Source organism: Streptomyces justiciae (assembly GCF_015163075.1).
GTDB classification, from domain to species: Bacteria; Actinomycetota; Actinomycetes; order Streptomycetales; family Streptomycetaceae; genus Streptomyces; species Streptomyces justiciae.
Genome location: NZ_JADDXU010000025.1, coordinates 1 through 21,844 on the forward strand (window position 1 = coordinate 1; position 21,844 = coordinate 21,844).

Genomic DNA, 21,844 nt, shown 5'->3' on the forward strand with positions numbered 1-21,844 from the left:
GTAGGTTGAATGCGGCCGGCCGTATCGAACGAGCCTCTGCCCCGTAGGCCGCTCGGGCTGCTCGACCTCGTCATCGTGTCTCCTTCGGCGTCGGCGGAATCGTGGCTCGCACCTGCCATCCACCCGCGGCGACGGGTCCGGCGTCGAGCGTGCCGCCGACGCCGACGACTCGCTCGCGCATCCCCGCAAGACCCCGCCGCCCGCCCGGCGAACTCGCCGCCGGGCCCTGGCCGTCGTCGGTGACGACGATCTCCACACCGCGGTCGGTGACCTGGATCGCGACGACCACGTGAGCGGGCCGGGCATGACGGACGACGTTGGTGAGCGACTCCTGCACCACGCGGCCGGCCGTCTCGGCGACCTCAGGGGGCAGTACCGTCAGCAAGTCCGGGCTCGGAAGCCGGAGTTCGGCCGTCACGTCGGCCGGAAGCCGGGCGACGAGGCCGCTCAGGGTGGCTTGGAGGTCGTACGAGTCGGTCAGCAGCCCCAGCACCCGGTCCAGGTCGGACATGGCGCCCCGACCCACCTCCTCGATCCGGCCGAGAGCCTCCCGGACCGGCGGCGCGTCACCGCCCAGGGCCAGCCGGGCCGCTCCCGCGTGGGTCACCATCACCGTCACCGCGTGCCCGACCGCGTCGTGCAACTCCCGTGCCATCCGGGCGCGTTCGGCGGCAACCGCCTGGCGGCTCGCGTGCGCGCGCAGCGCCTCGCCCGTCTCGTACCGGGCTCGCTGCGCCCGCCCCGCCAGCCAGGCCACGGCATGCGCCGCGACCGCCGGCACGAACGCGTCCGAGTCGCCCGCGAGAACGACGCCGACCGCCACGACCGGCAACACGGCCACTTCCGCGGCGGTACGGCCCGGACGGGACTGGACGACGAGGGTGAGCGCGAGGGCACTCGCCAGCGACACGTTGGTGATCTCGACACCGGCCGCCGAGGCCGCCACCGTCGCCGTCGCCCCGGCCCACAGCGCACACGCCGGCGCGAAGCGACGCCCCACGATCGCCGCGAACCACACCACCGCACAGCAGCGTTCGACCACCGGCCCCGCGAACACCGAGGCGGTGTGGCCCGACGGCCCGATCGCGATCACCGCCGACAGATAGGCGACCACCACGTCGAGCAGCACCCACCACGGTCCCCGCTCCACCCGGTGGTCGGACGCCCAACGCTTCCCCAACTCCCCCACAGCCAAAGGCTAGACGCCGCACGAGGAGCGGGCGTCCTCCTGAGAGGTGCATCCCCGTGCGTCCCCGATCCGTCCTGGATGACGGCCCGCCCGCGCCCTTGAACGGAAGACCCCTCAACCGGGTGTCCCCTTGCAGGCGGACCCCGCGTCCCCCCGGGCGCGGACCCGGTCGGTCCGACCGGCGGACGCCACCGGCCGCCCGCCCGGCCGAGCATCACGGCATGACACTGATTCAACCCCTTTCGCACAGCCGCGTTCCCTCGCCGCCGCGCCACAGGGCGGCCCGTCTCCTCGGTCGCGGCCTTCTCGTCGCGTGCGGCGTGCTCCTCGCGCCGATCGCCGCCGTCGCCGCCCTGTGGGCGACCGCCACCGTCACCGCCCACCTCACCCTGATCCTCGGCGCGGGCACGGCCGCGCTCATCACGGTCTGCGCGGCCGGGGTGTACGGCGGTGTGCGCCGGCGGGGCGTCACCGCGCTGGTGACGGCGGCCGTGCTGCTGCTCACCTCGACAGCGGCCGCCCTGACCGTGTTCCGCCCGCTGGACGTGACACCGCCGACCCCGCGCTCACAGCCCACCGGCTACTGGACCCTGCCGACCGGCTCCCGTCTCGCCTACACCCTGCAGCGGGCCCAGGGACAGCCCCGGCCGACCCCGGTGATCGTCGTGCACGGCGGTCCCGGCACCCCCGGCGACGGCCCCAGCCCGGTGGAGACCCTCCTGACCGGCAAGGGCTACGACGTCTACTCCTACGACCAACTGGGCTCCGGCCGCTCCGGACGCCTGGCCGACCCCACCGGCTACACCGTCGCCCGCCAGGTCGCCGACCTCGAAGCCGTCCGCGCCCGCATCGGTGCCGACCGCGTCGTCCTGCTGGGCGCCTCCTGGGGCGCCACGCTGGCCGCCGAGTACCTCGCTGCCCACCCCGACCGGGTCGCCCGCATGGTGCTGACCTCGCCAGGCGTGCTGTGGGCGCCGGCCTGGAAGGACCGCGCCGAGGGCGACATCTGGGACCGGCTCACTCCCTCCCAGCAACGCCGTATCGACGAGTTGGAGGCGAACCCGCGTCTGCTGGCCTGGTCCCTGCTGGCGGAGGCCAACCCGCGGGCCGCCCACGCACTGGTCCCGGACAGCGAACTCGACCCGCTCTTCGCCAAGTTGCTCGACATCGCCGCCCCGGCAGCCACCTGCCACCCCGACCACCCCCTGACCGACCTCCCCGCCTCCGTCCCCGGCTTCTACGCCAACCAACTCACCACCGCCGACCAACTGCACGTCCCCGATCCCCGCCCCGCGCTGCGCCGCGTCCACGTCCCGGTCCTGGTGCTGCGCGGCAGCTGCGACTACAAGAACCCCGGGATCGCCCGCGAGTACGCCGACGTCCTGCCCGAGGCCGACCTGGTCACGGTCTCCGGCGCCGGCCACCTCATCGACGCCGAACAGCCGACGCTCTACCGGCGAGCCGTCACCCGCTTCCTCAACTGACCGACGCCGGGCGGCGTCAGCTGGGCCGAAGCCCGACCGCCAGCGTCAGTTCGAGGACCCGCTGGGGTGATGCGAGATCCGGGAACAGTTCCCGCAGTTGCGACATGCGGTAGCGGACGGTCTGGGGGTGGACGAACAACGCCGCCGCCACCTCCTCCCGTCTGCCCTGGTGCAACAGCCATTCGCGCAACGTCTCCTCCAGCCGCCGTGCGGTCGCGACGGGCAAGGTCCGCAAGGGCGCGAGGGCTCGGGCGCGCAGGTCCGCGTACGCGTCGGCGTCGGCGCTCAGGACCAGCTCGGGCAGGTGGTCCTCGGTGTCGTGGATGTCGGCGGAGAGGGTGCGCGCGCGTACGGCTCGTGCGTACGAGGCGGACGCACGGGTCCATGGTCGGGCCGGGCCGACCACGGCGGTGCGGTCGGTCAGCTGCCGCAGGAGACGTGATCGGTCGGCGTCGGGGACGAGCAGCACACCGGTGGCGTCCGGGAGATCGTCGAGAACCAGGGTGCTCGGGTCGAGCGCGCGGTAGGCGGGCCGGGCCTGGGCGGCGGGCACCAGGACCGCGGTCAGGGAAACCGGTGGCTGCCACCCGGCCCGTTGAGCGGAGACCAGCAGCACGTCCGGGCTCGCGCCGGCGAGGAGCTCGCGGGCCAGGTGCTCCAGGTGGCGTTCGTGGGCGCGGCCCCGGGCGGCCAGTTCGTCGGCGTGGCCCGCGGCGCTCGCGGCGGAGAGCTCGTCGATGTAGGCGAAGGTCAGCTCGGCGAACTTGGCGACCTCGGCGGCAGGCAGACCCGCGGGTACCGCGCCCGCTGCCAGGCATCGCCAGGCCACGCGGGCGCCGACGCGGTAGGCGCTGAGCAGGGCGTCCATCGAACGGCCGTCGCGCACCTCGCCACGGCCCAGCTCGTAGGCCGCGTCACTGGCGTCACCGCCGGTGGCGTTGCCGCTCGCGAGGTCCAGGTAGTGCCCCAGGGCGGTGCGGACGGCCCGGCGGATGGTGCCGCCCATGCTGCCCGACAGGGCGTTGGCGTACGGAGGGACCTCGTCGATGATCGCCTGGACGACCTCGTCGGCGGTGGTCTTCAGCTCGGCCCGAAGCGCGGTGACGGTCTTCTCATCCAGGGCCAGTTCGCTGGCCCTCCGGACTGCATGACTCACGTTTTATTCCCTGCGAACAATTCAACCGGCCAGATTCACATCCTGCGGTCAGGACTTTACGCCTTGAGGCACAGCAAGCTGGAGTCATGACGAGTGCAGCCCTCCGCAGCAGGGCGTGGAAACTGCTGGAGATGGTCACGACGCCGCTGCTGCCGTCGGACTACCTCGACCTGGTCAGCCCGCTGCGTGCGGGCGCTGACCTGCGGGGCCGCATCGAGGCCGTGCACCCCGAGACGGGTGACGCCGCGACCATCGTGATCAGACCGGGACGGGGCTGGCGTGGCCACACGGCCGGCCAGTACGTGCGGATCGGGGTCGACGTCGACGGCGTACGTCTGTGGCGTGCCTACTCCCTCACCTCGCCGACCAACCGCCCGGACGGCCGCGTCACGATCACCGTGAAGGCGATCCCGGACGGCAAGGTCAGCAACCACCTGGTCCGCAGGGCGAAACCGGGCACCCTGATCCACCTCGACCAGGCGACCGGCGACTTCGTGCTGCCGCAGGCGAAGCCCGCCAAGGTGCTCTACCTGACGGCCGGCAGCGGCATCACGCCCGTGATGGGCATGCTGCGCAACAACGACTTCGACGACGTCGTCATGGTCCACAGCGCGCCACAGCCGCAGGACGTGATCTTCCGCGGCGAACTGCACGACCTGGTCGCGGCCGAGAAGCTGCGGCTCACCGAGGTGCACACCGACACACACGGCATGCTCGACATCACCCGTCTCGACGAACTCGTGCCCGACTGGGCCGAGCGCGAGACCTGGGCGTGCGGGCCCGCGGGCCTGCTCGACGCCGCCGAGAAGCACTGGAGCGAGCACGGCGTACCGGAGCGCCTGCACACCGAACGCTTCCGCCCCACCATCGTCGCCGCCGGTGACGGCGGCGAGGTCACGTTCAGCACCACCGGCAAGACCGTCGACGCGGACGGCGCCACACCGTTGCTGGACGTCGGCGAGGAGGCGGGCGTGCTCATGCCCTCCGGGTGCCGCATGGGCATCTGCTTCGGCTGCGTCTCACCGCTCAAGGCGGGCGCCGTCCGCGACCTGCGCACCGGCGAGATCACCGAGGCCGAGCCGGGCGTCCTCATCCAGACCTGCGTGTCCGCCGCCGCGGGCCCCTGCGACATCGAGCGTTAGGAACACCTTGACCGCCATCGACCCCACCGCCCATCTGACCGCGGAGCAGATCGAGGAGCTCGGCCGCGAGCTGGACGCGATCCGCGACGAGGTGATCGCCAGCCGCGGGGAGAAGGACGCCGCCTACATCCGTAAGGTCATCGCGGCGCAGCGCAAGCTCGAGCTGGTCAGCCGGGGCGTACTGCTGTTCTCGATGTTCCCGCCCGCGTGGGTGCTCGGCACCGCCGGTCTGTCCGTGGCGAAGATCATGGACAACATGGAGATCGGGCACAACATCCTGCACGGCCAGTGGGACTGGATGCGCGACCCGAAGATCCACTCCACCACGTGGGAGTGGGATCACGTCTCGCCGTCCGACCAGTGGAAGCACTCGCACAACGAGCTGCACCACACGTACACCAACGTGATCGGCAAGGACAACGACCTCGGCTACGGCATCATGCGCGTCGACGAGGACCAGAAGTGGCACCCCTTCCACCTCGGCCAGCCGCTGTGGAACTTCATCAACGCCTGCTTCTTCGAGTACGGCATCGCCGCGTACGACCTGGAGCTCGGCAAGAACCTGCACAAGCGGCGCCGCAAGAACCCGGAGTTCCGTGAGCGGGCCAAGGCCGTGGGCCGCAAGATCCGCAAGCAGGTGCTCAAGGACTACGTGATCCACCCGCTGCTGTCGGGCCCGTCGTTCCTCCCCACGCTCGCCGCCACGTTCACCGCGAACGTGGTCCGCAACCTCTGGTCCCACTCGGTGATCATGTGCGGGCACTTCCCCGAGGGCGTCCAGGTCTTCGAGCGCCGGTCGATCAACGGCGAGACGCGCGGCCAGTGGTACCTGCGCCAGATGATGGGCTCGGCAAACATCAGCGGCAGCAAGGCGATGCACTTCATGACCGGCAACCTCTCGCACCAGATCGAGCACCACCTGTTCCCGGACCTGCCGAGCAACCGGTACGCCGAGGTCGCGGTGAAGGTCCGCGCGCTCTTCGAGAAGTACGAGCTGGAGTACGTCACCGGCCCGCTGCCCAAGCAGGTGTTCTCGGCCTGGCGCAAGGTCGTCCGCCTCTCACTGCCGAACAAGAAGGCGCCCGTGGTGAAGACGCCGGAACCCGAGAAGGAACTCGTCGCGGCCTGACCGACCTCGGTGGGGGAACCGGGTCGGCCGTTCACCACGTTCCGGGTGTCACCCGATGTCGAAACGGGCCGCGGCGCGCAGCAGGGCCGGGGACACGCGGCCCAGGAAGCGGGCGGCCCTCGCCTCGGGGGTGACCGGGACAACGGCCTTGTCCTTGCGGACGGCGCGCAGGATCTGGCGGGCGACCTTGTCCGGGGTGAAGTTGCGCTTGGCGTAGAGGCCGGAGACGCGGTCGCGGGTCGTGGCGAGCTGATCGGCGCTCTGGCCGGAGAACGTGGTGGTGCGGGTGATGTTGGTGTTGACGATGCCGGGGCAGATGGTGCTGACGCCGATGCCGGCGGGGGCGAGTTCGGCGCGCAGGCAGTCGGAGAGCATGAAGACGGCGGCCTTGCTGGTGGCGTAGGCGGCGAGGATCTTGCTGGGCAGATACGCGGCGGCCGAGGCGAGGTTCACGATGTGGCCGCCCTCGCCGCGGTCCGCCATGAGGGTGCCGAAGGCACGGCAGCCGTGGATGACGCCCCAGAGGTTGACGTCCAGGACGCGGCGCCATTCCTTCTCGGTGGTCTGCAGGAAGGTGCCGCTGTGGCCGACGCCCGCGTTGTTGACCACGATGTCCGGGACGCCGTGAGCGGCGGCCACCTCGGCGGCGAAGGCGTCGACGGCCGCTCCGTCGGCGACGTCGACGCGGTAGGCGTGGGCCTTGGCGCCGAGAAAGCGGGCGAGTTCGGCGGTGCGTTCGGCGGCGTCGAGGTCGAGATCGCAGACCACGATGTCGGCACCCTGTTCGGCGAAGGCCAGGGCGGTGGCCCGGCCGATGCCGCTGCCGCCACCGGTGACGACGGACAGCTTTCCGGCGAAGGTGCCCCGCCGCGCTCGGGCCGCCCTCTCCTGTGCCTGGGTGGCCGGCACGCCATCCGCGTGTGCGGCAAGGTCCTTGATCATTTGTGCCACGGTGGGGCCTTTCTCCAAGAGCGCGGACCAGTGTCCGGCGGTGAGGGTGCGCCGCCACAGGCGCGGTGCCCAGCGGTCGAGGTCGTCGCTCAGGGCGGGGCTGACGTAGTGGTCCTCGGTGAGGGTGACCAGTTGCACCGGTACGGTGGTCGGCCGCTGCCGTGGGCGAAGCAGGCGGGGCAGCATGTTGGCGCGGTACAGGGCGATGCCGCGTACGGCGTCCGCGGTGAGGGTCGGCTGCGGGTGCCCGGCCCGTGGGGTGACCCCTTCGACGTACGACAGTACGCGGCCCCACTGCCCTGCCAGGCCCAGTCGCCAGGCGGCCGGGGCGAGCACGGGGGCGTGGAAGAGGACGATGTACCAGGAGTGCGCGGCCTGGCCGAGGAGCTGGCCGAGGTGACGGGGGCTGGGGCGGGCGAGGCGGCGGCGGGCCCAGTGGCCGACGTGGTCCAGACAGGGGCCGGACAGGGTGGTGTAGGAGGCGATGCGGGCCGCCGCCTGGGGTGAGGTGACGGCTTCCCAGGACTGGATGGAGCCCCAGTCGTGCGCGGCGAGGTGCACCGGCTTGTCGGGGCTGACCGCGTCGGCCACCGCGAACAGGTCGTCCGCGAGCTGCCGCAGCCGGTAGCCGCGCAGGCCCGAGGGTGTTCCGGAGGCTCCGGCGCCGCGCACGTCGTACCGGACGACGTGGTAGCCGTCGGTGGTGAGGGCGGCGGCGACGTCGTCCCAGACGTGGTGCGTGTCGGGGTAGCCGTGCACGAGCACGACGGTGGGGCCGGTGGGGTCGCCCTGTTCGTACACGGCCAGGGGTACGCCACCGGAGACGACCGTGCGGCGGTTCATCGGGCGCTCGCCTCGGCCCAGCGGCGGACGTGGGGCAGGTCGTCGTCGAGCCAGTAGGCGTCGTCCTCGGTGACCACCAGCAGTTCCTCGAACTTCAGGCCCACGTTGTGGAATCCGATGTGCGGCTCGACCGCCCACAGTCCCGGTGTGGGCGCGTGCCGCGAGGACCGGCCGTCCGCCCACAGCGGCGAACGGCCGTGCAGGCGCTCGCTGATGAGTTCGCGGCCCAGGGTCTGCAGGGTGCGGACGCCGAAACCGAAGACGTTCACTCCGGCGGGCCCGCGGGCGGTCATGCGGGTGACCTGGTGGCCGATGACCCGGCCCGGGTAGACCTTGTGCCGGTTGTCGTAGCCGTGGTGGGCGATGAGTGCGTCCACGGCGGTGTAGATCTCGTTGAGCGGCTTGCGCTGCCGCACCTCGCGGACGATCAGCTCGCGGTATTCACGCAGGTCGGCGGCGATCTTGTCCCACAGCGGGTTGTCGCCGATCTTGCCGGCGTAGCCGATGTCGGCGGTGTAGCCGTCGACGACGGGGGCGCAGTCGAGGATGTACGGCATGCCCTCCTCCAGCTTCCGGCGGCCCGCGAAGAACTGCAGCGGTGTCTTGAAGTGCCGGAAGGCGGTGCGGTCGCCGAACCAGGCGAAGGGCACGTGGAAGAAGTCCTCCACGCCCTCGGCGACCAGCTCCCGGCGGAGCCGGGCGGCGGCCTGACGCTCCGTCACCCCTGGTTCGAGCCAGGCGGCGACGCGCTCGGCGCAGCGGTAGGCGAGCTGTTGCAGTTCGCGGAAGCGGTCGATGTCGGTCGCGTCGTAGGGGAAGGCAGGGGCGAGTCGGGCCTGTGTGGTCATGGGTGGGGCCTTCTGTTCATGGGTGCGGGGGCGGGTCACAGATCCAGGACGAGGCGTTCGCCCTCCGGGGCGCGGGAGACGCAGACGAGCATCTCGCCGGCCGTGCGCTCCGCGTCGGTGAGCCGGCGGTCGCGGTGTTCGACCGGTCCGGCGAGGACCCGCTGGCGGCAGACCCCGCAGAAGCCCTGCCGGCAGGAGTACGCGGCGGCGGGGACGGCCTCGCTCAGCACGTCGAGCGCCGAGCGGTCGGCGGGGACGGTCAACGTCCGGCCGCTGCGGGCCAGTTGGAGTTCGAAGGGGCGGCCGTCGCGGATCGGGGCCGGGGCGAAGCGCTCGAAGTGCAGGCCTGCGGCGGGGCTGTCGTCGAAGGCCGCCCGGACGCCGTCGAGCATGGGCCCGGGGCCGCAGGCGTAGACGGCGGCCCCGGCCTGGGCGCGGCTGAGCAGGTCGCTGGCGTCGGGGATGCCGTGTTCGTCGTCGGCCAGGATCTCGACCGGGCCGCGCAGTTGCCGCAGTTCGTCGGTGAACGGCAGGGTGGCGCGGCTGCGGCCGGTGTGCACGAGCCGCCAGTCCAGGCCGAGCCGGGCGGCCTCGCGGGCCATCGGCAGGAGGGGCGTGATGCCGATGCCGCCGGCGATGAGCAGCACGCGGGGCTCGGCGGCGAACGGGAAGGCGTTGCGGGGCCCCTTCACGGTGAGCCGGGTGCCTTCGGGCAGGTCGTCGTGCACCTCCACCGAGCCGCCACCGCCTGTCTCGATGCGGCGGACGGCGATCCGGTAGGCCGTGCGGTCGGCGGGGTCGCCGCACAGGGAGTACTGGCGTCGGCGGCCGGAGGGCAGCTGGAGGTCTAGGTGGGCGCCGGGCTGCCAGGCGGGCAGGCGCGTACCGTCCGGTGCGGCGAGGCGCAGGGAGACGACGCCGTCGGCTTCTGTGCGGCGGGCGGCGACCACCAGGTTCAGCGGGGGTGTGGTCCGGGCGGCGGGGGTGCGGCGGCGGCACGGCCGGGTGGAGAAGGGGATGTAGGTGTCGCCGAAGGCAGTCAGTGCCCGCATGAAGCGGTCGGCGCGGGGTCTGCCGTACAGGTCGAGCGGCGGCGAGCTCATGAGCGGGGGTCCTGTTCGTTCGGTCAGTGGGCGGCGCGGGCGGCCGGGGACGTGGCGAGGTAGGCGATCGCCTGCCGGGTCGAGCCCTCCTGGGTGGGGTGGTAGCCGCGCTTGAGGTACCGCGTCGCGGAGCGCAGGCCGGTACCCAGTCCCGGCACGAGCCCGCGCCGGGACGCCGCGAGGTATCCACGCCAGGTCGCCTTGCGCTGCCGCCCGGCGGGCTGCGGGTCGGCGCCCATCAGGAAACGCGCGCCGCGGACCCACAGCCCGAGCAGGACGGGGAGGGCGATGCCCAGGGCGCGGATCCGCCGTACATAGCCCGGGTCGAGATGGGTCAGCAGGTCGTACGCCACGCTGCGGTGCTCGACCTCTTCCGCGCCGTGCCAGCGCAGCAGATCCAGCATCACCGGGTCGCTGCCGGCCTCGTCCAGGGCGTGGGCGTTGAGCACCCAGTCACCGAGGAAGGCGGTGAAGTGCTCGATCGCCGCGATGACCGCCACGCGTTCGACGACGTGCTGCCGGGCCCGCTCCTCGGAGAACTCCGGGCGGTCCCCCAGCACCCGGTGGAACAGCCACTCGACCTGTCGGAGGTACGGCCCCGGGTCCAGCCCCTTGGCCAGCAGGTGATCGACCACGCCTTGGTGGGCCTCGGCGTGGATGGCCTCCTGACCGATGAACCCGAGGACGTCCTCCCGCAGCCGGTAGTCGGTGATCAGCGGGAGGGCCTGCTTGAAGACGCGGACGAACCAGCGTTCGCCCTCGGGCAGCAGCAGGTGCAGGACGTTGATGGTGTGGGTGGCCATGGGCTCGCCCGGTATCCAGTGCATCGGAAGCCGCGACCAGTCGAACTGGACGTCGCGCGGCTCCAGGACGAGGTTGTCGTGCTCGCGATCCGGGAACCCGGCGGCGGGCTGGGCAGGGGACATGGAAGCGCTCCTCCGTCACGTAGAGGGGGCTGGAGGGGGTGAGGGCACGCGCCGGATCCGGCTCAGGACGGCGAGCCCTTATTGAGGATTACTCAACAGTACGCACTATTGAGTTTCCGTCAATAGGATGGGCGCATGGCTCCTTCCTCCACGCCCCGCGGCTCCCGGCTGCTTCCTTCCGAGCGGCGCGACCAGATCCTGGCCGTCGCCCGTCAGACCCTGGAGAAGCAGACGATCGACGACATCACGGTCGAGTCCGTGGCCGGCGAAGCGGGAGTCTCGCCCGGGCTGCTCTTCCACTACTTCGGATCACAGCGCAAGTTCCGGCACGCCATCCTCCAGGCCGCCTCGGACGAACTCCTCACCCATCTGCGCCCCGACCCGTCCCTCAGCCCCGTCGAGCAGCTGCGCACCGGCATCGAGACCTTCGTCGCGTACGTGGCCCGGCACCCCGCGGTCTACCGCGCCGTGACCCGGCTCAACACCGGCGGCACCGTGCGCACGCTGCACAGCTCGGTCCGGGCCACGCTCGCGGGGTGGATCACCGAGGCCTTCGTCGCGGCCGATGCGCCCGCCAGCCCCGCTCTCGGTATGTCCGTGGCCGGCTGGCTGGCGTACATGGAGGAGGTCGTCCTGGCCTGGCTCGACAAGCCGGACATCGAGCAGGACGAGCTCATCGACCTGTGCGAGCGCGTGTTCTATCAGATCGTCATGGTCACGCTGGACGACACGGAGCAGTACGAGCAGCTGCTGAGCCGTATGCAGGAGCGTGCCTGACGGGCGTGCGGTGATCGCAGCCCGCTCACCCGGACTGCGGCTTCGCGCCTGTCACAGTGACGCCCCGGCGCACTGGACGATCTGCTGGCCGGTGATCGCGCCGCCCTCCGGTCCGAGGAGGAAGGCCGTGAGGCCCGCGACCTCGTCGGGCGAGACGAGCCGGCCGAGCGGTGGGAGAACCGGGGGCGTGCCGGCGCGGCCGGGGTCGGACAGCATCGGGGTGTCGGTCGGGCCGGGGGCGATGACGTTGACGGTGATGGCCCGGTCGGCCAGTTCGGCGGCCCACGCGCGGGCGAGTGCGGGCAGCGCCGCCTTGGTCGCGGCGTACTGGCTCTTGCCGGGCACGCCGGTCGCGGTGCGGCTGCCGAGGAGGATCACGCGGGCCCCGTCGGGCAGCCGGGCGGCGAGGGTGTCGAGGAGGACCGTGGCGGCCTGGACGTGGACGCGCCACATCAGTTCGCCGTCCTCGGCGGAGAGCGCACCCAGCCGCGCGGAGCGCTGAATTCCGGCCGCGTGCACGACCGCGTCGGGAGCCGACACTCCCTCAAGGGCCCGGACCAGCGCCGCGGATTCGGTCACGTCCGCCTCGAGCCAGGTCAGCCCGTCCGCGGGCGTCGGGGGACGGCGGCTGATGCCGGTGACCCGCCATCCGTCCCGCAGCAGGCGGTGGCTGATCGCCGCTCCGATCCCCGAACTGACCCCGGTGACCAGGGCATGCCGTGTACCTTCCTGGACGGCCATCAGGCGGGCTCCTGGTGTTCCGGCTCCGCGGGCGGGGGCACCTCCGCCAGGACCACCTCGACCTCGCGCCCGCGCAGTTCGGCCACGATCGCCGGGTCCGCGCCGTCGTCGGTGATCAGGGTCCAGCCTGCGGGCAGGGCCGCCCAGGCGTGGAAGGGGCGACGGCCGAGCTTGGCCGCGTGGGCGAGCACGTACACGTGGTCGGCGCGGCGGGCCATCAGTTCCTTCAGCCGGGTCTGGCGCAGGTCGGCCTCGCAGATGCCGTGCTCGGGCGAGATGCCGTCGGTGCCGAGGAAGACGCGGTCGAAGGTCAGACGTTCCAGCGCGGCCTCGGTCAGCGGGCCGACGAAACCCTGGCTGAGCGGCCGTAGCGTGCCGCCGAGGCATTCGACGTGCACCGTCTCGACATCGGCGAGTTCCTGAAGGGCCGTCAATCCCGTGGTGGCGACCGTGAGTTCCTTCGCCGAGCGCAGCTCGTGGGCGAGGGCGCCCACGGTCGATCCGGCGTCCAGGAGGACCGTCTCCCCCGCGCGCACCTCCGCTGCGGCCCGGCGCGCGATGGCCCGCTTCGCCTCGAACGCCTCGCCGGTACGCTGCCGCAGCGATGCCTCGGGATGCGCGGTCAGCGCCATGGCGCCGCCGTAGGTGCGGGCGAGCCGGCCGTCGGCGGTCAGCTTGGCGAGGTCGCGGCGGATCGTGGACGCGGTGACGCCGAAGCGCTGGGACAGTTCCTCGACGCTGGTCAGGCCGGTCGTGGTGGCCAGGTGCAGGATCCGGTCGCGCCGGGCCTGGGAGCCGTTGGGAGACATCTGTCGTGAGGTCCTTCGCTGCGTGGGCTGCTGGGCGGCGGTCTCAGGGGCCGGTCGCCGGCCCGGTCACCGCGCCGGTCAGGGGGCCGGTACGGACGACATCTCGGCTGCCTGGCGCAGAGCCTCGACCATGCTACCGGCCTCGGCGACGCCCTTCCCGGCGATGTCGAAGGCCGTTCCGTGGTCGACGGAGGTGCGGATGACGGGCAGGCCCACGGTCATGTTGACGCCCGCCTCGATGCCCAACACCTTGACCGGGCCGTGCCCTTGGTCGTGGTACATGGCGACGATCAGGTCGTAGTCGCCGCGCCCGGCGAGGAAGAAGGCAGTGTCGGCGGGGAGCGGGCCGCGCGCGTCGATGCCGTCCGCGCGCAGCACCTCTAGGGCGGGGACGATCTTCTCCTCCTCCTCGCCGTAGCCGAAGAGGCCGTTCTCACCGGCGTGCGGGTTGATGCCGCACACTCCGATGACCGGCTTCGCGACGCCCGCCCGGACCATCGCCTCGTGACCGCGGCGTACGGTGCGTTCGACGAGGCCGGGCTCGATGCGGTTCACGGCGTCGATCAGGCCGATGTGGGTGGTGACGTGAATGACCTTCACCTTGGGCGTCGACAGCATCATCGACACCTCGTCCACGCCTGTGAGGTGGGCCAGCAGCTCGGTGTGGCCGGGGTAGACGTGTCCGGCGGCGTGCAGGGCCTCCTTGTTGAGGGGGGCGGTGCAGATGCCGTGGACGGCGCCCTTCATCGCGAGGTCGGCGGCCACCCGCACGTACTGGTAGGCGCCCTCGCCGGCGACCGGGGACAGTTCGCCCCAGGGCAGGTCGGCGGGCAGCAGGCCGAGGTCGACGACGTTGATGCGGCCCGGCGTGAACTCGGCCTCGTCCGGGCTCTCCACGGGCACGATGTCGCAGTCGACGCCCAGGATCGCGGCGGCCTGCCGCAGCCGTTCGGCGTCGCCGATGACGACGGGACGGCAGCGGGCGAGGGTGTCTGGGTGCAGCAGCGCCGGGACGATCACCTCGGGGCCGATGCCCGCGCCGTCTCCCATGGTTACCGCGATGAGGGGCAGTGTGCTGCGGTCGTCGGCGGTGGGGGTGGCGTTCACCAGGGGGTCTCCTTGCGGTGAGGGGTGGAGCGGTGAGCGGTGGGAGAAATCCAGGTCGTGCGGTGCTCGGTGGAAGAGGTCCAGGTCGTGCGGTGCTCGGTGGAAGGGGTCCGGGTCGTGCGGTGCGACGTGGAAGAGGTCCGGCTTGAGCGCCGCGGCGATGCGCAGCAGCGAGTCGGTGTCGCCGAAGCTGCCGGGCCGGGTGACGACATGGCGGCCGTCCGGTGTTTCGGCGCGGACGGCGCCGTGGTGGATCTGGCCGAGGGCTGTCAGGTGCCGTACGTCCAGGGCGTCGAGCACCCGGCGGGCTGTCTCGCCGCCGGTCAGGACGAGGTCGGCGTCGCGCGCGTGGTCGGCTGCGAGGCGCGCGAGTGTGAGCACCGCTCGCAGGGCCGAACCGGGCTGGATGCCCCGGGTGTTGTCGATGCTGAGGACGGTCACGTCCGACGTGCCGTCGAGGGAAGGTCGTACGTCCGACAGCGGCTGGTCGAGCGGTACGGCGATGTGTCGCGCACCGCGCGCGGTGAGTTGCGCGATCTGCGCAACCGCGGTGGGTTCGGCGGTGCCCACGACGACCAGCAGGGGCCGCCGCCCGCGTCGTACCGATGGCGCAGCGGTCGCCGGTGCGGGTGCCGTCAGGCGCCCGACGGCCGCGGCGAGCCCGCCCGTGCCCATCAGCCGGACACCGGGCCCGCAGGCGAGGGCCGTCTCGGCGATCAGGTCCAGGTCGGCGTCGGTCTCGGCGTCGCAGAGCGGAAGGCGTCCGGTGGCGATCGTCTCCCGCAGCGCACGGGGCAACGAGCCGCCCCGTACCGCGTCCAGCGAGATGACCGTCGTACGGCTGTCCCCGAGCGCCTCGGCGACCGACCTCGGCGGTGCGGCGGCCTCCGCTCTCCAGGCGCCCGTGGTGTGCAGGGGAAAGCCGTCCAGGTGGACCACGCCCCCGCGGACCGTGCGGCCCAGGGCCGGCAGGGCGGTGGCGACGACGACGGCCTCGGCGCCGGTCGCGAAGGCGGACGTCTCGGCGGCGAGGTTGCCCCGCAGCAGGGAGTCGACCTTCTTCAGGACCAGGGTGTCCGTGGGTACGTCGGTCAGGGCCTCGCGCACGCGCCGGGCCGCGTCGGCCGCGGGCAGGCTGCGGGTGTCGAGGTCGACCACGACGGGCTCGCCGTTGCCCGGCGCGGACCACGGCGCGGGGCCGAGCACGATGCGGCCGCCGGGGACACCGAGCGCGACGGCGGTCTCCGCCGCCCCGGACAGGTCGTCGGCGAGGGCGAGGAGGTGGCGAGGCGCCGGGGTGCCGTGCAGCGGGATGGGCATGTCCGCCTCCTGGGTCCTCGGTCGAAGGGAGGCGCACGGGGCGCCTCGGCGGCTCGATGATGACACATGCTGCGCGATCTGCGCGAGACCTCTTGCGCGATCCGCGCAAGCATGGAACGGTTTTCGCCGCGACAGAAACCGGTGGCGTCCCGAGGAACCTGGCCGCCGCCCCGAGCCGGTCGCCGCACCAGAACCCCCGAGAGGTCGACGATGACCCGAACTCCCCCGAGTGAGACGCTGAGCCGTCGCACCCTGCTGCGCTGGGGCGCCGCGGGCGGCACCGGCCTTGCCCTCTCCCCGCTGGCCGCCTGCGCCGGACCGACCGGCGCCCCCGGCCCCGGCACGCTCACCCTCGGGCTGAACCGCTCGCTGGTCAGCCTGGACAACAAGCTCAACCAGTTCGACGCCGCGGTGACCGTGCAGCGGGCCGTGCGCCAGGCCCTCACCGCGATCGGGCCGGGCATGAAGCCCACGCCGGTCCTCGCCGACCGGTTCGAGATGACCGCGCCGACCACCTGGAGCGTCCGGCTGCGCGAAGGCATCCGCTACTCCGACGGCCGTCCGGTGACCGTCGAGGACGTGGCGACCGCCGTGCGGATGTACGGCGAGGTCGCCGGCTCCTTCATCCTCGGTCTGTTCCCCGAACTGCCCAGCGTCGAGGCAACCGGTGAGCGCACGTTCCGGCTCCACACGCGTAAGCCGGTGCCCGTCCTGGACCGGCTGATGGCCAACATCCTCATCACCCCGGCCAAGGACAACCGGCCCGAGGAGCTGCGCTCCGGTGTCGGCACCGGCCCCTACCGCGTCGTCAGCGCCAACAGCGGGGCCGGCGAGTACACCCTGGCCCGCGTCCCCGACTACTGGGGCAGGCGGCCGCCTGTCGAGCGGGTCCGCGTGCGTTTCGTGCCGGAGGAGTCGAGCCGGGTCGTCGCCCTGCGCAGTGGCGAACTCGACGTCATCGACACCATCACCCCCGACTCGGCGGAACAGCTCACCGGCCTGCCCGGCGTGCACCTGGAGAAGACGTCCGGGGTGCGGATATGCCAGCTCTTCTACAACTTCCGCAAGCCGAAGAGCCATCCGCTGTCCGACCCCCGGGTGCGCCAGGCGCTGACGTACGCCATCGACGGCGAGTCCCTCGTACGGGACGTGCTCACCGACTCGGCGGAGCAGGCCGAGGGCGTCGTCCCGCTCTCCCTCCAGGGCGCCGAACGCACCGGCCGCTTCGTCCACGACCCCGGCCGCGCACGGCAGTTGCTCAAGTCGCTGGGCGCCGACGACCTGAAGATCCGGATCATGTGGGAGTCGGGCGAGTTCGCCGCGGACACCTCCGTCATGGAGGCGGTCGCCGAGATGCTCAAGGACGTCGGCGTGCGCACTTCCCTGCTCCAGTTCGAGCCCGGCGGCGACATTCTCAAGTGGCGCCAGGGCAAGGGCGGCGACTGGGACGTCATCGGCAACGGTTTCCCGGGCCCCACCGGCCAGGCGGTCACCATGCTCCAGGCGATGTACGCGGGGACCGCCGAGGACGAGCGCACCGGCGACGCGTTCATGGGCTACGTCAACCCGGCCATCGCCCGGCAGATCTCCGACGCCGCCACCGAGACCGACACCACCACCCGGGACCGCAAGCTCGCCGCCGCCCAGCACGCCGTGTGGGACACCTGGCCCTGCATGTGGGCGTTCGTCCCCAAGACCCTGCTCGCCCGCCGCACCCGCGTCGAGGGCATCGGGCTGCTGCCGGTCAACTCCTACGACCTGACCGCCGTACGGCTGGAGGGCTGAGCCGTGTCGAAATACCTCGCCCGCCGCCTGGGCCAGAGTCTGCTCACCGTCTTCCTGACCATCTCCACCGTGTTCGTGCTGGTCCGGCTCGCCCCCGGCGACCCTGCCTCCGCGTACGCGGGCCCGACCGCCACCAGCGACGACCTGGCCCGCATCCGCGAGCAGTTCGGCCTCGACCAGCCCCTGATCACCCAGTACGGCATCTTCCTGCGCGACCTGCTGACCGGCGATCTCGGCACCAGCTACTCCTTCCACTCCTCCGCGCTCGACGTCGTCCTCGACCGCATGCCGTACACGATCACGCTGTCCATCGCGGCGATCGCCGTCACCGTGGCCGTCGCCGTCCCGCTGGGCGTGTGGATGGCGCGCCGCGCGGACACCTCGCGCGAACTCGGCGCCAACGTGCTCACCATCGCCGGACAGTCCATGCCGGACTTCTGGACCGGCGTGATGCTGCTGACCGTCTTCGCCGTGCTGCTGCCGGTGCTGCCCGCGTCCGGGTTCACGTCCTGGAGCGGCCTGATCCTGCCCACGGTCACCATCGCGATCCTCCAACTCGCCCTGATCTCACGGCTGGTACGGCGCGAGATGACCACCGCGCTCGCCTCGCCGTACATCACCGTGGCCCGCTCGCGCGGTGTCTCCGAGCGGGCCCTGACCTGGCGCTACGCCCTCGCCAACTCCGCTGTCCCGCTGGTCACCGCGGTCGGCACCCGCTTCGCGGCGCTGCTCAACGGCGTGGTCGTGGTCGAGGTCGTCTTCGGCTGGCCCGGCGTCGGCTCCCTCGTCGTACGGGCGTTGGAGACCCGCGACTACCCGCTCATCCAGGCGACCGTCCTGGTCACGGCGACCCTCGCCATCCTCGTCCAACTCCTCGTCGACCTCGCCTACCCGCTGCTCGACCCGCGGGTACGACTCGGAAAGGCGGCCTGAGCCATGACCACCACCGTGGCCACTGCGGAGCGGCCCAGCGCCGTCACCGACCGGCATCTCGCCGGCTCCACCGCCGCCCGCCAACAGCGCAGCGCCCGCATCAAGTTGTGGGCCGGCGCCGTCTGCACCGCCCTGGTCGCCCTGCCGGTGGCCCTGGCGAGCATGCTGCCGCTGCCCGACCCGAACGCCCAGGACCTCTCGCGGCGCCGGCTGGCCCCGTTCACCGACGGGCATCTGTTCGGCACCGACCAGCTCGGCCGCGATCTGCTGTCCCGGCTGCTGCACGGCGGTCAGGTGTCGCTGACGGTGGGCGTTCTCGCGGTCCTCGTCTCCGGGCTCATCGGGATCGCGGCGGGCTCGGCGGCCGGCTACTTCGGCGGCTGGGTCGACGCGGTCGTCAGCCGCTTCCTCGAGGCCCAACTGGCGCTGCCCCTGCTGATGATGCTGCTGCTCGTGGTCGCGCTCTTCGGATCGTCGGTCACCGTCATCACCTGCGTGATCGCCATCGCCCAGTGGCCCGAGGTGGCCCGCCTGACGCGCTCCCTGGTCCTCGTCGAACGCGAGAAGCCGTACGTGGCCGCCGCCCGGCTGCTCGGCATGCGCAGCTGGTCCGTGCTGGCCCGGCACATCGTCCCCAACATCGTGCGCCCCGCCAGCCTGGTGGTCCTGCTGCTGCTCGCCCAGGCGGTGCTCCTGGAGAGCGCGCTGAGCTTCCTGGGCGCCGGACCGCAGCGGCCGTTCGCCACCTGGGGGCGCATCATCTCCGACGGCCAGGACTACATCACCACCTCCTGGTGGCTGGTCACCCTCCCCGGCCTGGTCATCGCCCTCCTCGTGGTCGGCGTCAACCTGCTCGGCGACGGCCTGCGCGACCGGGTCCGTACGAAGAAGGGAGCCTGAGCCATGGCCTCTCCGGCTCACGACCCGCTGCTGGAGGTCGAGGACCTCCAGATCGAACTGGTCACCCAGCGCGGTGTGGTCCGCGCCGTCGACGGCGTGAGCTTCACCGTCGGGCACGGCGAGACCGTCACGCTCATCGGCGAGTCCGGTTCCGGCAAGTCCACCACCGCTATGGGCGTGCTGCGGCTGCTGCCCGAGGGGCTCGCCGTGCTGTCGGGCGCCGCCCGCATCGGCGGCGAGGACGTCGTCGCCGACCCCGACGCGGCCCGGCGGGCGCGCGGCCGCACCGTGTCCCTGATCCCCCAGGACCCGATGACGGCGCTCAGCCCCGTCCACACCGTGGGGCGGCAGCTCGGCGACGCCCTGCGGCTGCGCCACCCCGGCCTGTCCCGCGCCGAGGCCCGCGAACGCGGCACCGACCTGATGGACCAGGTACGGATCAGCAAGCCCGAGACGCGCTGGAAGGCGTACCCGCACCAGTTCTCCGGCGGCATGCTGCAACGCATCCTCATCGCCATCGCGCTGGCCGCCGAACCGCAGCTGCTGGTCGCCGACGAACCGACCTCCGCCCTCGACGCCACCGTCCAGGCAGGCGTCCTCGACCTGCTCATGGACCTCCAGGAACGCACCGGCGTCGGCATGCTGATGATCACGCACGACCTCGGTGTCGCACGTCTGGTGTCCGACCGCATCCATGTCATGCAGGAGGGCAGGTTCGTCGAATCGGGGCCGGCCGAGCAGATCGTCGAACGGCCCGAGCACGCGTACACCCGCAGGCTGCTCGCGGCCGTTCCCGGCCTCGGGCCGTGGGACGAGGACGGGCTCGCCGACGACAACACCCCACTGGGAGCCGCACGATGAGCCAGCCGACCGCAGCGCACCAGGACGCGTTCCTCACCGTCGAGGGCCTCGTCGTCGACTACCCCACCCCGGCCGGCCCGGTGCGCGCCGTCGACCACGTCGCCTTCAGCGTGCCGCGCGGCGGCTCGCTCGCCGTCGTCGGCGAGTCGGGCTGCGGCAAGTCGACCCTCGCCCGCGCGATCGTACGGCTGCTCAAGCCCGCCTCCGGACGGATCGTGCTGGACGGCACCGACCTCGCCACGCTGACCGAGCGGCGGCTGCGGCCGCTGCGGCGCCGCGTGCAGATGGTCTTCCAGGACCCCTACGGTTCCCTCGACCCCCATCTGACCGCCGAGGAGATCGTGGCCGAACCGCTGCGCCTCGCGGGGGTGAAGGACAAGGCCGAGCGGCACCGCCGGGCCGGCGAACTCCTCGACCGGGTAGGACTGCCGAGCTCGGCACTGCACCGGCGGCCGGCCGAGTTCTCCGGCGGACAGCGCCAGCGCATCGGCATCGCGCGCGCCCTGGCCTCGGAACCGGACCTGCTGGTGTGCGACGAGGCCACCTCCGCCCTCGACGTGTCCGTGCAGGCCCAAGTACTCGACCTGCTCCGGGAGTTGCAGACGGAGACCGGCATCACCTACATCGTCATCGCCCACCATCTCGGCGTGGTGCGCGAGATCAGCACCGACATCGTCGTCCTCAAGGCCGGACGCGTCGTCGAGAGCGGTCCCACCGCGGCCGTACTCGCCTCGCCCACCGATCCCTACACCCGCGCGCTGCGGCGCGCCGCCCTGGACCCCACGGCGATCCGGGGCCTCAAACCCCGCGCGGCGGCGGCCCCGACCGCGGCGGCCCTCTCATCGGAAGGAACCGGCACGTGACCACCGGCATCGAACTGCCGAACGCACCCCTGCCCCTGTCCCGTCTCGTCCTGGGCACCATGACGTTCGGCGACACCGTCGACCGGGCGGGCGCCGCCGACATGCTCGCGGCGGCGCTGGACGCCGGCATCACCGGGGTGGACACCGCCAACGGCTACGCGGGCGGGGAGAGCGAACGCATCCTCGCCGAGCTGCTGCCCGCCCACCGCGACCGGATCGTGCTGGCCACCAAGGCCGGCATCCCGCACCCCGACCAGGGCGACCACGCTCCCCTGTCCGCCGCGGGACTGCGGGCCGCCCTGGAGGGCAGCCTCAAGCGCCTGGGCACCGACCACGTCGACCTGTTCTATCTGCACCAGCCCGACCGGGCCACGCCCCTCGCCGAAACCCTCGCCACGGTCGCCGAGTTCGTCGCCGAGGGCAAGATCCGCGCCCTCGGCGTCTCCAACTTCGCCGCCTGGCAGATCGCCGAACTCGTGCGCGTCGCCGACGAGGTGGGCGCCCCGCGTCCGGTCGTCGCCCAGCAGCTGCACAACCTGCTCGCGCGCCGGATCGAGGAGGAATACGTCGAGTACGCCGCCGTCACCGGGCTGCGCACCATGGTCTACAACCCGCTCGGCGGCGGCCTCCTCACCGGCCGCCACCACTACGAACAGGCCCCCGACTCCGGGCGGTTCGCCGACTCCCGGCTCGCGGAGATGTACCGGGCCCGCTACTGGGACCCGCGCCTGTTCGAAGCGGTCGCCGAACTCACCCGTATCGCCGCGGAAGCCGGTGTCCCGCTCACCGAACTGGCCCTGCGCTGGCTGCTGGACCGGGACTCGACCGACGCCCTGCTGCTCGGCGGTTCCCGCACCGAGCACCTGCGCGCCAACATCGCCGCCGCCCAGGCCGGTCCCCTGCCGGCCGACGTGACCGCCGCCTGCGACGCGGTCGGCGCCGCGCTGCGCGGCCCCATGCCCGCCTACAACCGCTGA

The 21,844-nt window shown here is 72.4% G+C and carries 19 protein-coding genes; 10 read left to right on the top strand and 9 right to left on the bottom strand.

Annotation, left to right across the window (positions count from 1 at the left end):
- Positions 1 to 70: 70 nt before the first annotated feature.
- Positions 71 to 1,189 (bottom strand): sensor histidine kinase, encoded by a 1,119-nt coding sequence (locus tag IQ210_RS41915; RefSeq protein WP_194084507.1) that lies wholly within the window; start codon positions 1,187 to 1,189, stop codon positions 71 to 73.
- Positions 1,190 to 1,410: 221 nt separating this feature from the next.
- On the opposite strand from IQ210_RS41915, the gene IQ210_RS41920 reads away from it, so the two are divergent.
- Positions 1,411 to 2,673, top strand: a complete 1,263-nt coding sequence (locus IQ210_RS41920) for an alpha/beta fold hydrolase (protein ID WP_194084508.1) — start codon at positions 1,411 to 1,413, stop codon at positions 2,671 to 2,673.
- Between the two features lie 16 nt (positions 2,674 to 2,689).
- Here IQ210_RS41920 and IQ210_RS41925 read toward each other — a convergent pair whose 3' ends face one another.
- A complete protein-coding gene (locus IQ210_RS41925; protein ID WP_194084509.1) occupies positions 2,690 to 3,829 on the bottom strand; it encodes a PucR family transcriptional regulator in 1,140 nt (379 codons plus the stop codon).
- 86 nt (positions 3,830 to 3,915) lie between these two features.
- Between IQ210_RS41925 and IQ210_RS41930 the strand changes: the two genes are divergently transcribed.
- A complete protein-coding gene (locus IQ210_RS41930) occupies positions 3,916 to 4,971 on the top strand; it encodes a ferredoxin reductase (protein WP_194084510.1) in 1,056 nt (351 codons plus the stop codon).
- A gap of 7 nt (positions 4,972 to 4,978) precedes the next feature.
- Positions 4,979 to 6,100, top strand: coding sequence for a fatty acid desaturase family protein (locus IQ210_RS41935; protein WP_194084511.1), 1,122 nt, complete (start codon positions 4,979 to 4,981; stop codon positions 6,098 to 6,100).
- Positions 6,101 to 6,148: 48 nt separating this feature from the next.
- On the opposite strand, the gene IQ210_RS41940 is transcribed toward IQ210_RS41935, so the two are convergent.
- The 4 genes from IQ210_RS41940 to IQ210_RS41955 are packed head-to-tail and all read right to left on the bottom strand — an operon-like array spanning position 6,149 to position 10,771.
- Positions 6,149 to 7,894, bottom strand: a complete 1,746-nt coding sequence (locus IQ210_RS41940) for an SDR family oxidoreductase (RefSeq protein ID WP_194084512.1) — start codon at positions 7,892 to 7,894, stop codon at positions 6,149 to 6,151.
- Positions 7,891 to 8,742, bottom strand: a complete 852-nt coding sequence (locus IQ210_RS41945; protein WP_194084513.1) for a M24 family metallopeptidase — start codon at positions 8,740 to 8,742, stop codon at positions 7,891 to 7,893. The genes IQ210_RS41940 and IQ210_RS41945 overlap by 4 nt, the downstream gene beginning before the upstream one ends.
- Before the next feature lie 35 nt (positions 8,743 to 8,777).
- The gene (locus IQ210_RS41950; RefSeq protein ID WP_194084514.1) at positions 8,778 to 9,845 is read right to left on the bottom strand and encodes a PDR/VanB family oxidoreductase; all 1,068 of its coding nucleotides are present in this window, start codon (positions 9,843 to 9,845) and stop codon (positions 8,778 to 8,780) included.
- Positions 9,846 to 9,868: 23 nt separating this feature from the next.
- Positions 9,869 to 10,771: a metal-dependent hydrolase gene (locus IQ210_RS41955; protein ID WP_194084515.1), complete on the bottom strand. Its 903-nt coding sequence runs from the start codon at positions 10,769 to 10,771 to the stop codon at positions 9,869 to 9,871.
- A 135-nt stretch (positions 10,772 to 10,906) separates the two neighbouring features.
- On the opposite strand from IQ210_RS41955, the gene IQ210_RS41960 reads away from it, so the two are divergent.
- On the top strand, positions 10,907 to 11,548 hold the full coding sequence (locus tag IQ210_RS41960) for a TetR/AcrR family transcriptional regulator (protein WP_194084516.1): 642 nt from the start codon (positions 10,907 to 10,909) through the stop codon (positions 11,546 to 11,548).
- A gap of 51 nt (positions 11,549 to 11,599) precedes the next feature.
- On the opposite strand, the gene IQ210_RS41965 is transcribed toward IQ210_RS41960, so the two are convergent.
- The 3 genes from IQ210_RS41965 to pdxA all read right to left on the bottom strand — a co-directional run bounded on the left by IQ210_RS41965 (position 11,600) and on the right by pdxA (position 15,525).
- Positions 11,600 to 12,289 (bottom strand): SDR family NAD(P)-dependent oxidoreductase, encoded by a 690-nt coding sequence (locus IQ210_RS41965; protein ID WP_194084517.1) that lies wholly within the window; start codon positions 12,287 to 12,289, stop codon positions 11,600 to 11,602.
- Positions 12,289 to 13,098 carry a DeoR/GlpR family DNA-binding transcription regulator gene (locus tag IQ210_RS41970; protein WP_194084518.1) on the bottom strand — a complete coding sequence of 270 codons (810 nt, stop codon included), beginning with the start codon at positions 13,096 to 13,098 and terminating at the stop codon, positions 12,289 to 12,291. Before IQ210_RS41970 ends, IQ210_RS41965 begins: the two co-directional genes overlap by 1 nt.
- Positions 13,099 to 13,176: 78 nt before the next feature.
- Entirely contained in the window at positions 13,177 to 15,525 is a 2,349-nt protein-coding gene (gene pdxA, locus IQ210_RS41975) for a 4-hydroxythreonine-4-phosphate dehydrogenase PdxA (protein WP_194084519.1), read from the bottom strand.
- 210 nt (positions 15,526 to 15,735) lie between these two features.
- Between pdxA and IQ210_RS41980 the strand changes: the two genes are divergently transcribed.
- From IQ210_RS41980 to IQ210_RS42005, 6 genes are read left to right on the top strand one after another with little or no spacing between them, the layout of a single operon-like run.
- A complete protein-coding gene (locus IQ210_RS41980) occupies positions 15,736 to 17,310 on the top strand; it encodes an ABC transporter substrate-binding protein (RefSeq protein ID WP_194084520.1) in 1,575 nt (524 codons plus the stop codon).
- 3 nt (positions 17,311 to 17,313) lie between these two features.
- Positions 17,314 to 18,243 (top strand): ABC transporter permease, encoded by a 930-nt coding sequence (locus IQ210_RS41985; RefSeq protein WP_194084521.1) that lies wholly within the window; start codon positions 17,314 to 17,316, stop codon positions 18,241 to 18,243.
- Positions 18,244 to 18,246: 3 nt separating this feature from the next.
- Positions 18,247 to 19,143 (top strand): ABC transporter permease, encoded by an 897-nt coding sequence (locus IQ210_RS41990; protein ID WP_194084522.1) that lies wholly within the window; start codon positions 18,247 to 18,249, stop codon positions 19,141 to 19,143.
- Positions 19,144 to 19,146: 3 nt separating this feature from the next.
- Positions 19,147 to 20,004 (top strand): ABC transporter ATP-binding protein, encoded by an 858-nt coding sequence (locus IQ210_RS41995; RefSeq protein WP_194084523.1) that lies wholly within the window; start codon positions 19,147 to 19,149, stop codon positions 20,002 to 20,004.
- A complete protein-coding gene (locus IQ210_RS42000) occupies positions 20,001 to 20,867 on the top strand; it encodes an ATP-binding cassette domain-containing protein (RefSeq protein ID WP_194084524.1) in 867 nt (288 codons plus the stop codon). The genes IQ210_RS41995 and IQ210_RS42000 overlap by 4 nt, the downstream gene beginning before the upstream one ends.
- A complete protein-coding gene (locus tag IQ210_RS42005) occupies positions 20,864 to 21,844 on the top strand; it encodes an aldo/keto reductase (RefSeq protein ID WP_322658112.1) in 981 nt (326 codons plus the stop codon). Before IQ210_RS42000 ends, IQ210_RS42005 begins: the two co-directional genes overlap by 4 nt.

What these genes read in the sequence shown, in the direction of transcription:
- IQ210_RS42000 (WP_194084524.1), top strand. Translation starts at nt 20,001, where the DNA reads ATGAGCCAGCCGACCGCAGCGCACCAGGACGCGTTCCTCACCGTCGAG.
- IQ210_RS41960 (WP_194084516.1), top strand. Translation starts at nt 10,907, where the DNA reads ATGGCTCCTTCCTCCACGCCCCGCGGCTCCCGGCTGCTTCCTTCCGAG.
- IQ210_RS41940 (WP_194084512.1), bottom strand. Translation starts at nt 7,894, where the DNA reads ATGAACCGCCGCACGGTCGTCTCCGGTGGCGTACCCCTGGCCGTGTAC.
- IQ210_RS41930 (WP_194084510.1), top strand. Translation starts at nt 3,916, where the DNA reads ATGACGAGTGCAGCCCTCCGCAGCAGGGCGTGGAAACTGCTGGAGATG.
- IQ210_RS41955 (WP_194084515.1), bottom strand. Translation starts at nt 10,771, where the DNA reads ATGTCCCCTGCCCAGCCCGCCGCCGGGTTCCCGGATCGCGAGCACGAC.
- IQ210_RS41945 (WP_194084513.1), bottom strand. Translation starts at nt 8,742, where the DNA reads ATGACCACACAGGCCCGACTCGCCCCTGCCTTCCCCTACGACGCGACC.
- IQ210_RS41920 (WP_194084508.1), top strand. Translation starts at nt 1,411, where the DNA reads ATGACACTGATTCAACCCCTTTCGCACAGCCGCGTTCCCTCGCCGCCG.
- IQ210_RS41995 (WP_194084523.1), top strand. Translation starts at nt 19,147, where the DNA reads ATGGCCTCTCCGGCTCACGACCCGCTGCTGGAGGTCGAGGACCTCCAG.
- IQ210_RS41990 (WP_194084522.1), top strand. Translation starts at nt 18,247, where the DNA reads ATGACCACCACCGTGGCCACTGCGGAGCGGCCCAGCGCCGTCACCGAC.
- IQ210_RS41950 (WP_194084514.1), bottom strand. Translation starts at nt 9,845, where the DNA reads ATGAGCTCGCCGCCGCTCGACCTGTACGGCAGACCCCGCGCCGACCGC.
- IQ210_RS41980 (WP_194084520.1), top strand. Translation starts at nt 15,736, where the DNA reads ATGACCCGAACTCCCCCGAGTGAGACGCTGAGCCGTCGCACCCTGCTG.
- IQ210_RS41965 (WP_194084517.1), bottom strand. Translation starts at nt 12,289, where the DNA reads ATGGCCGTCCAGGAAGGTACACGGCATGCCCTGGTCACCGGGGTCAGT.
- IQ210_RS41970 (WP_194084518.1), bottom strand. Translation starts at nt 13,098, where the DNA reads ATGTCTCCCAACGGCTCCCAGGCCCGGCGCGACCGGATCCTGCACCTG.
- pdxA (WP_194084519.1), bottom strand. Translation starts at nt 15,525, where the DNA reads ATGCCCATCCCGCTGCACGGCACCCCGGCGCCTCGCCACCTCCTCGCC.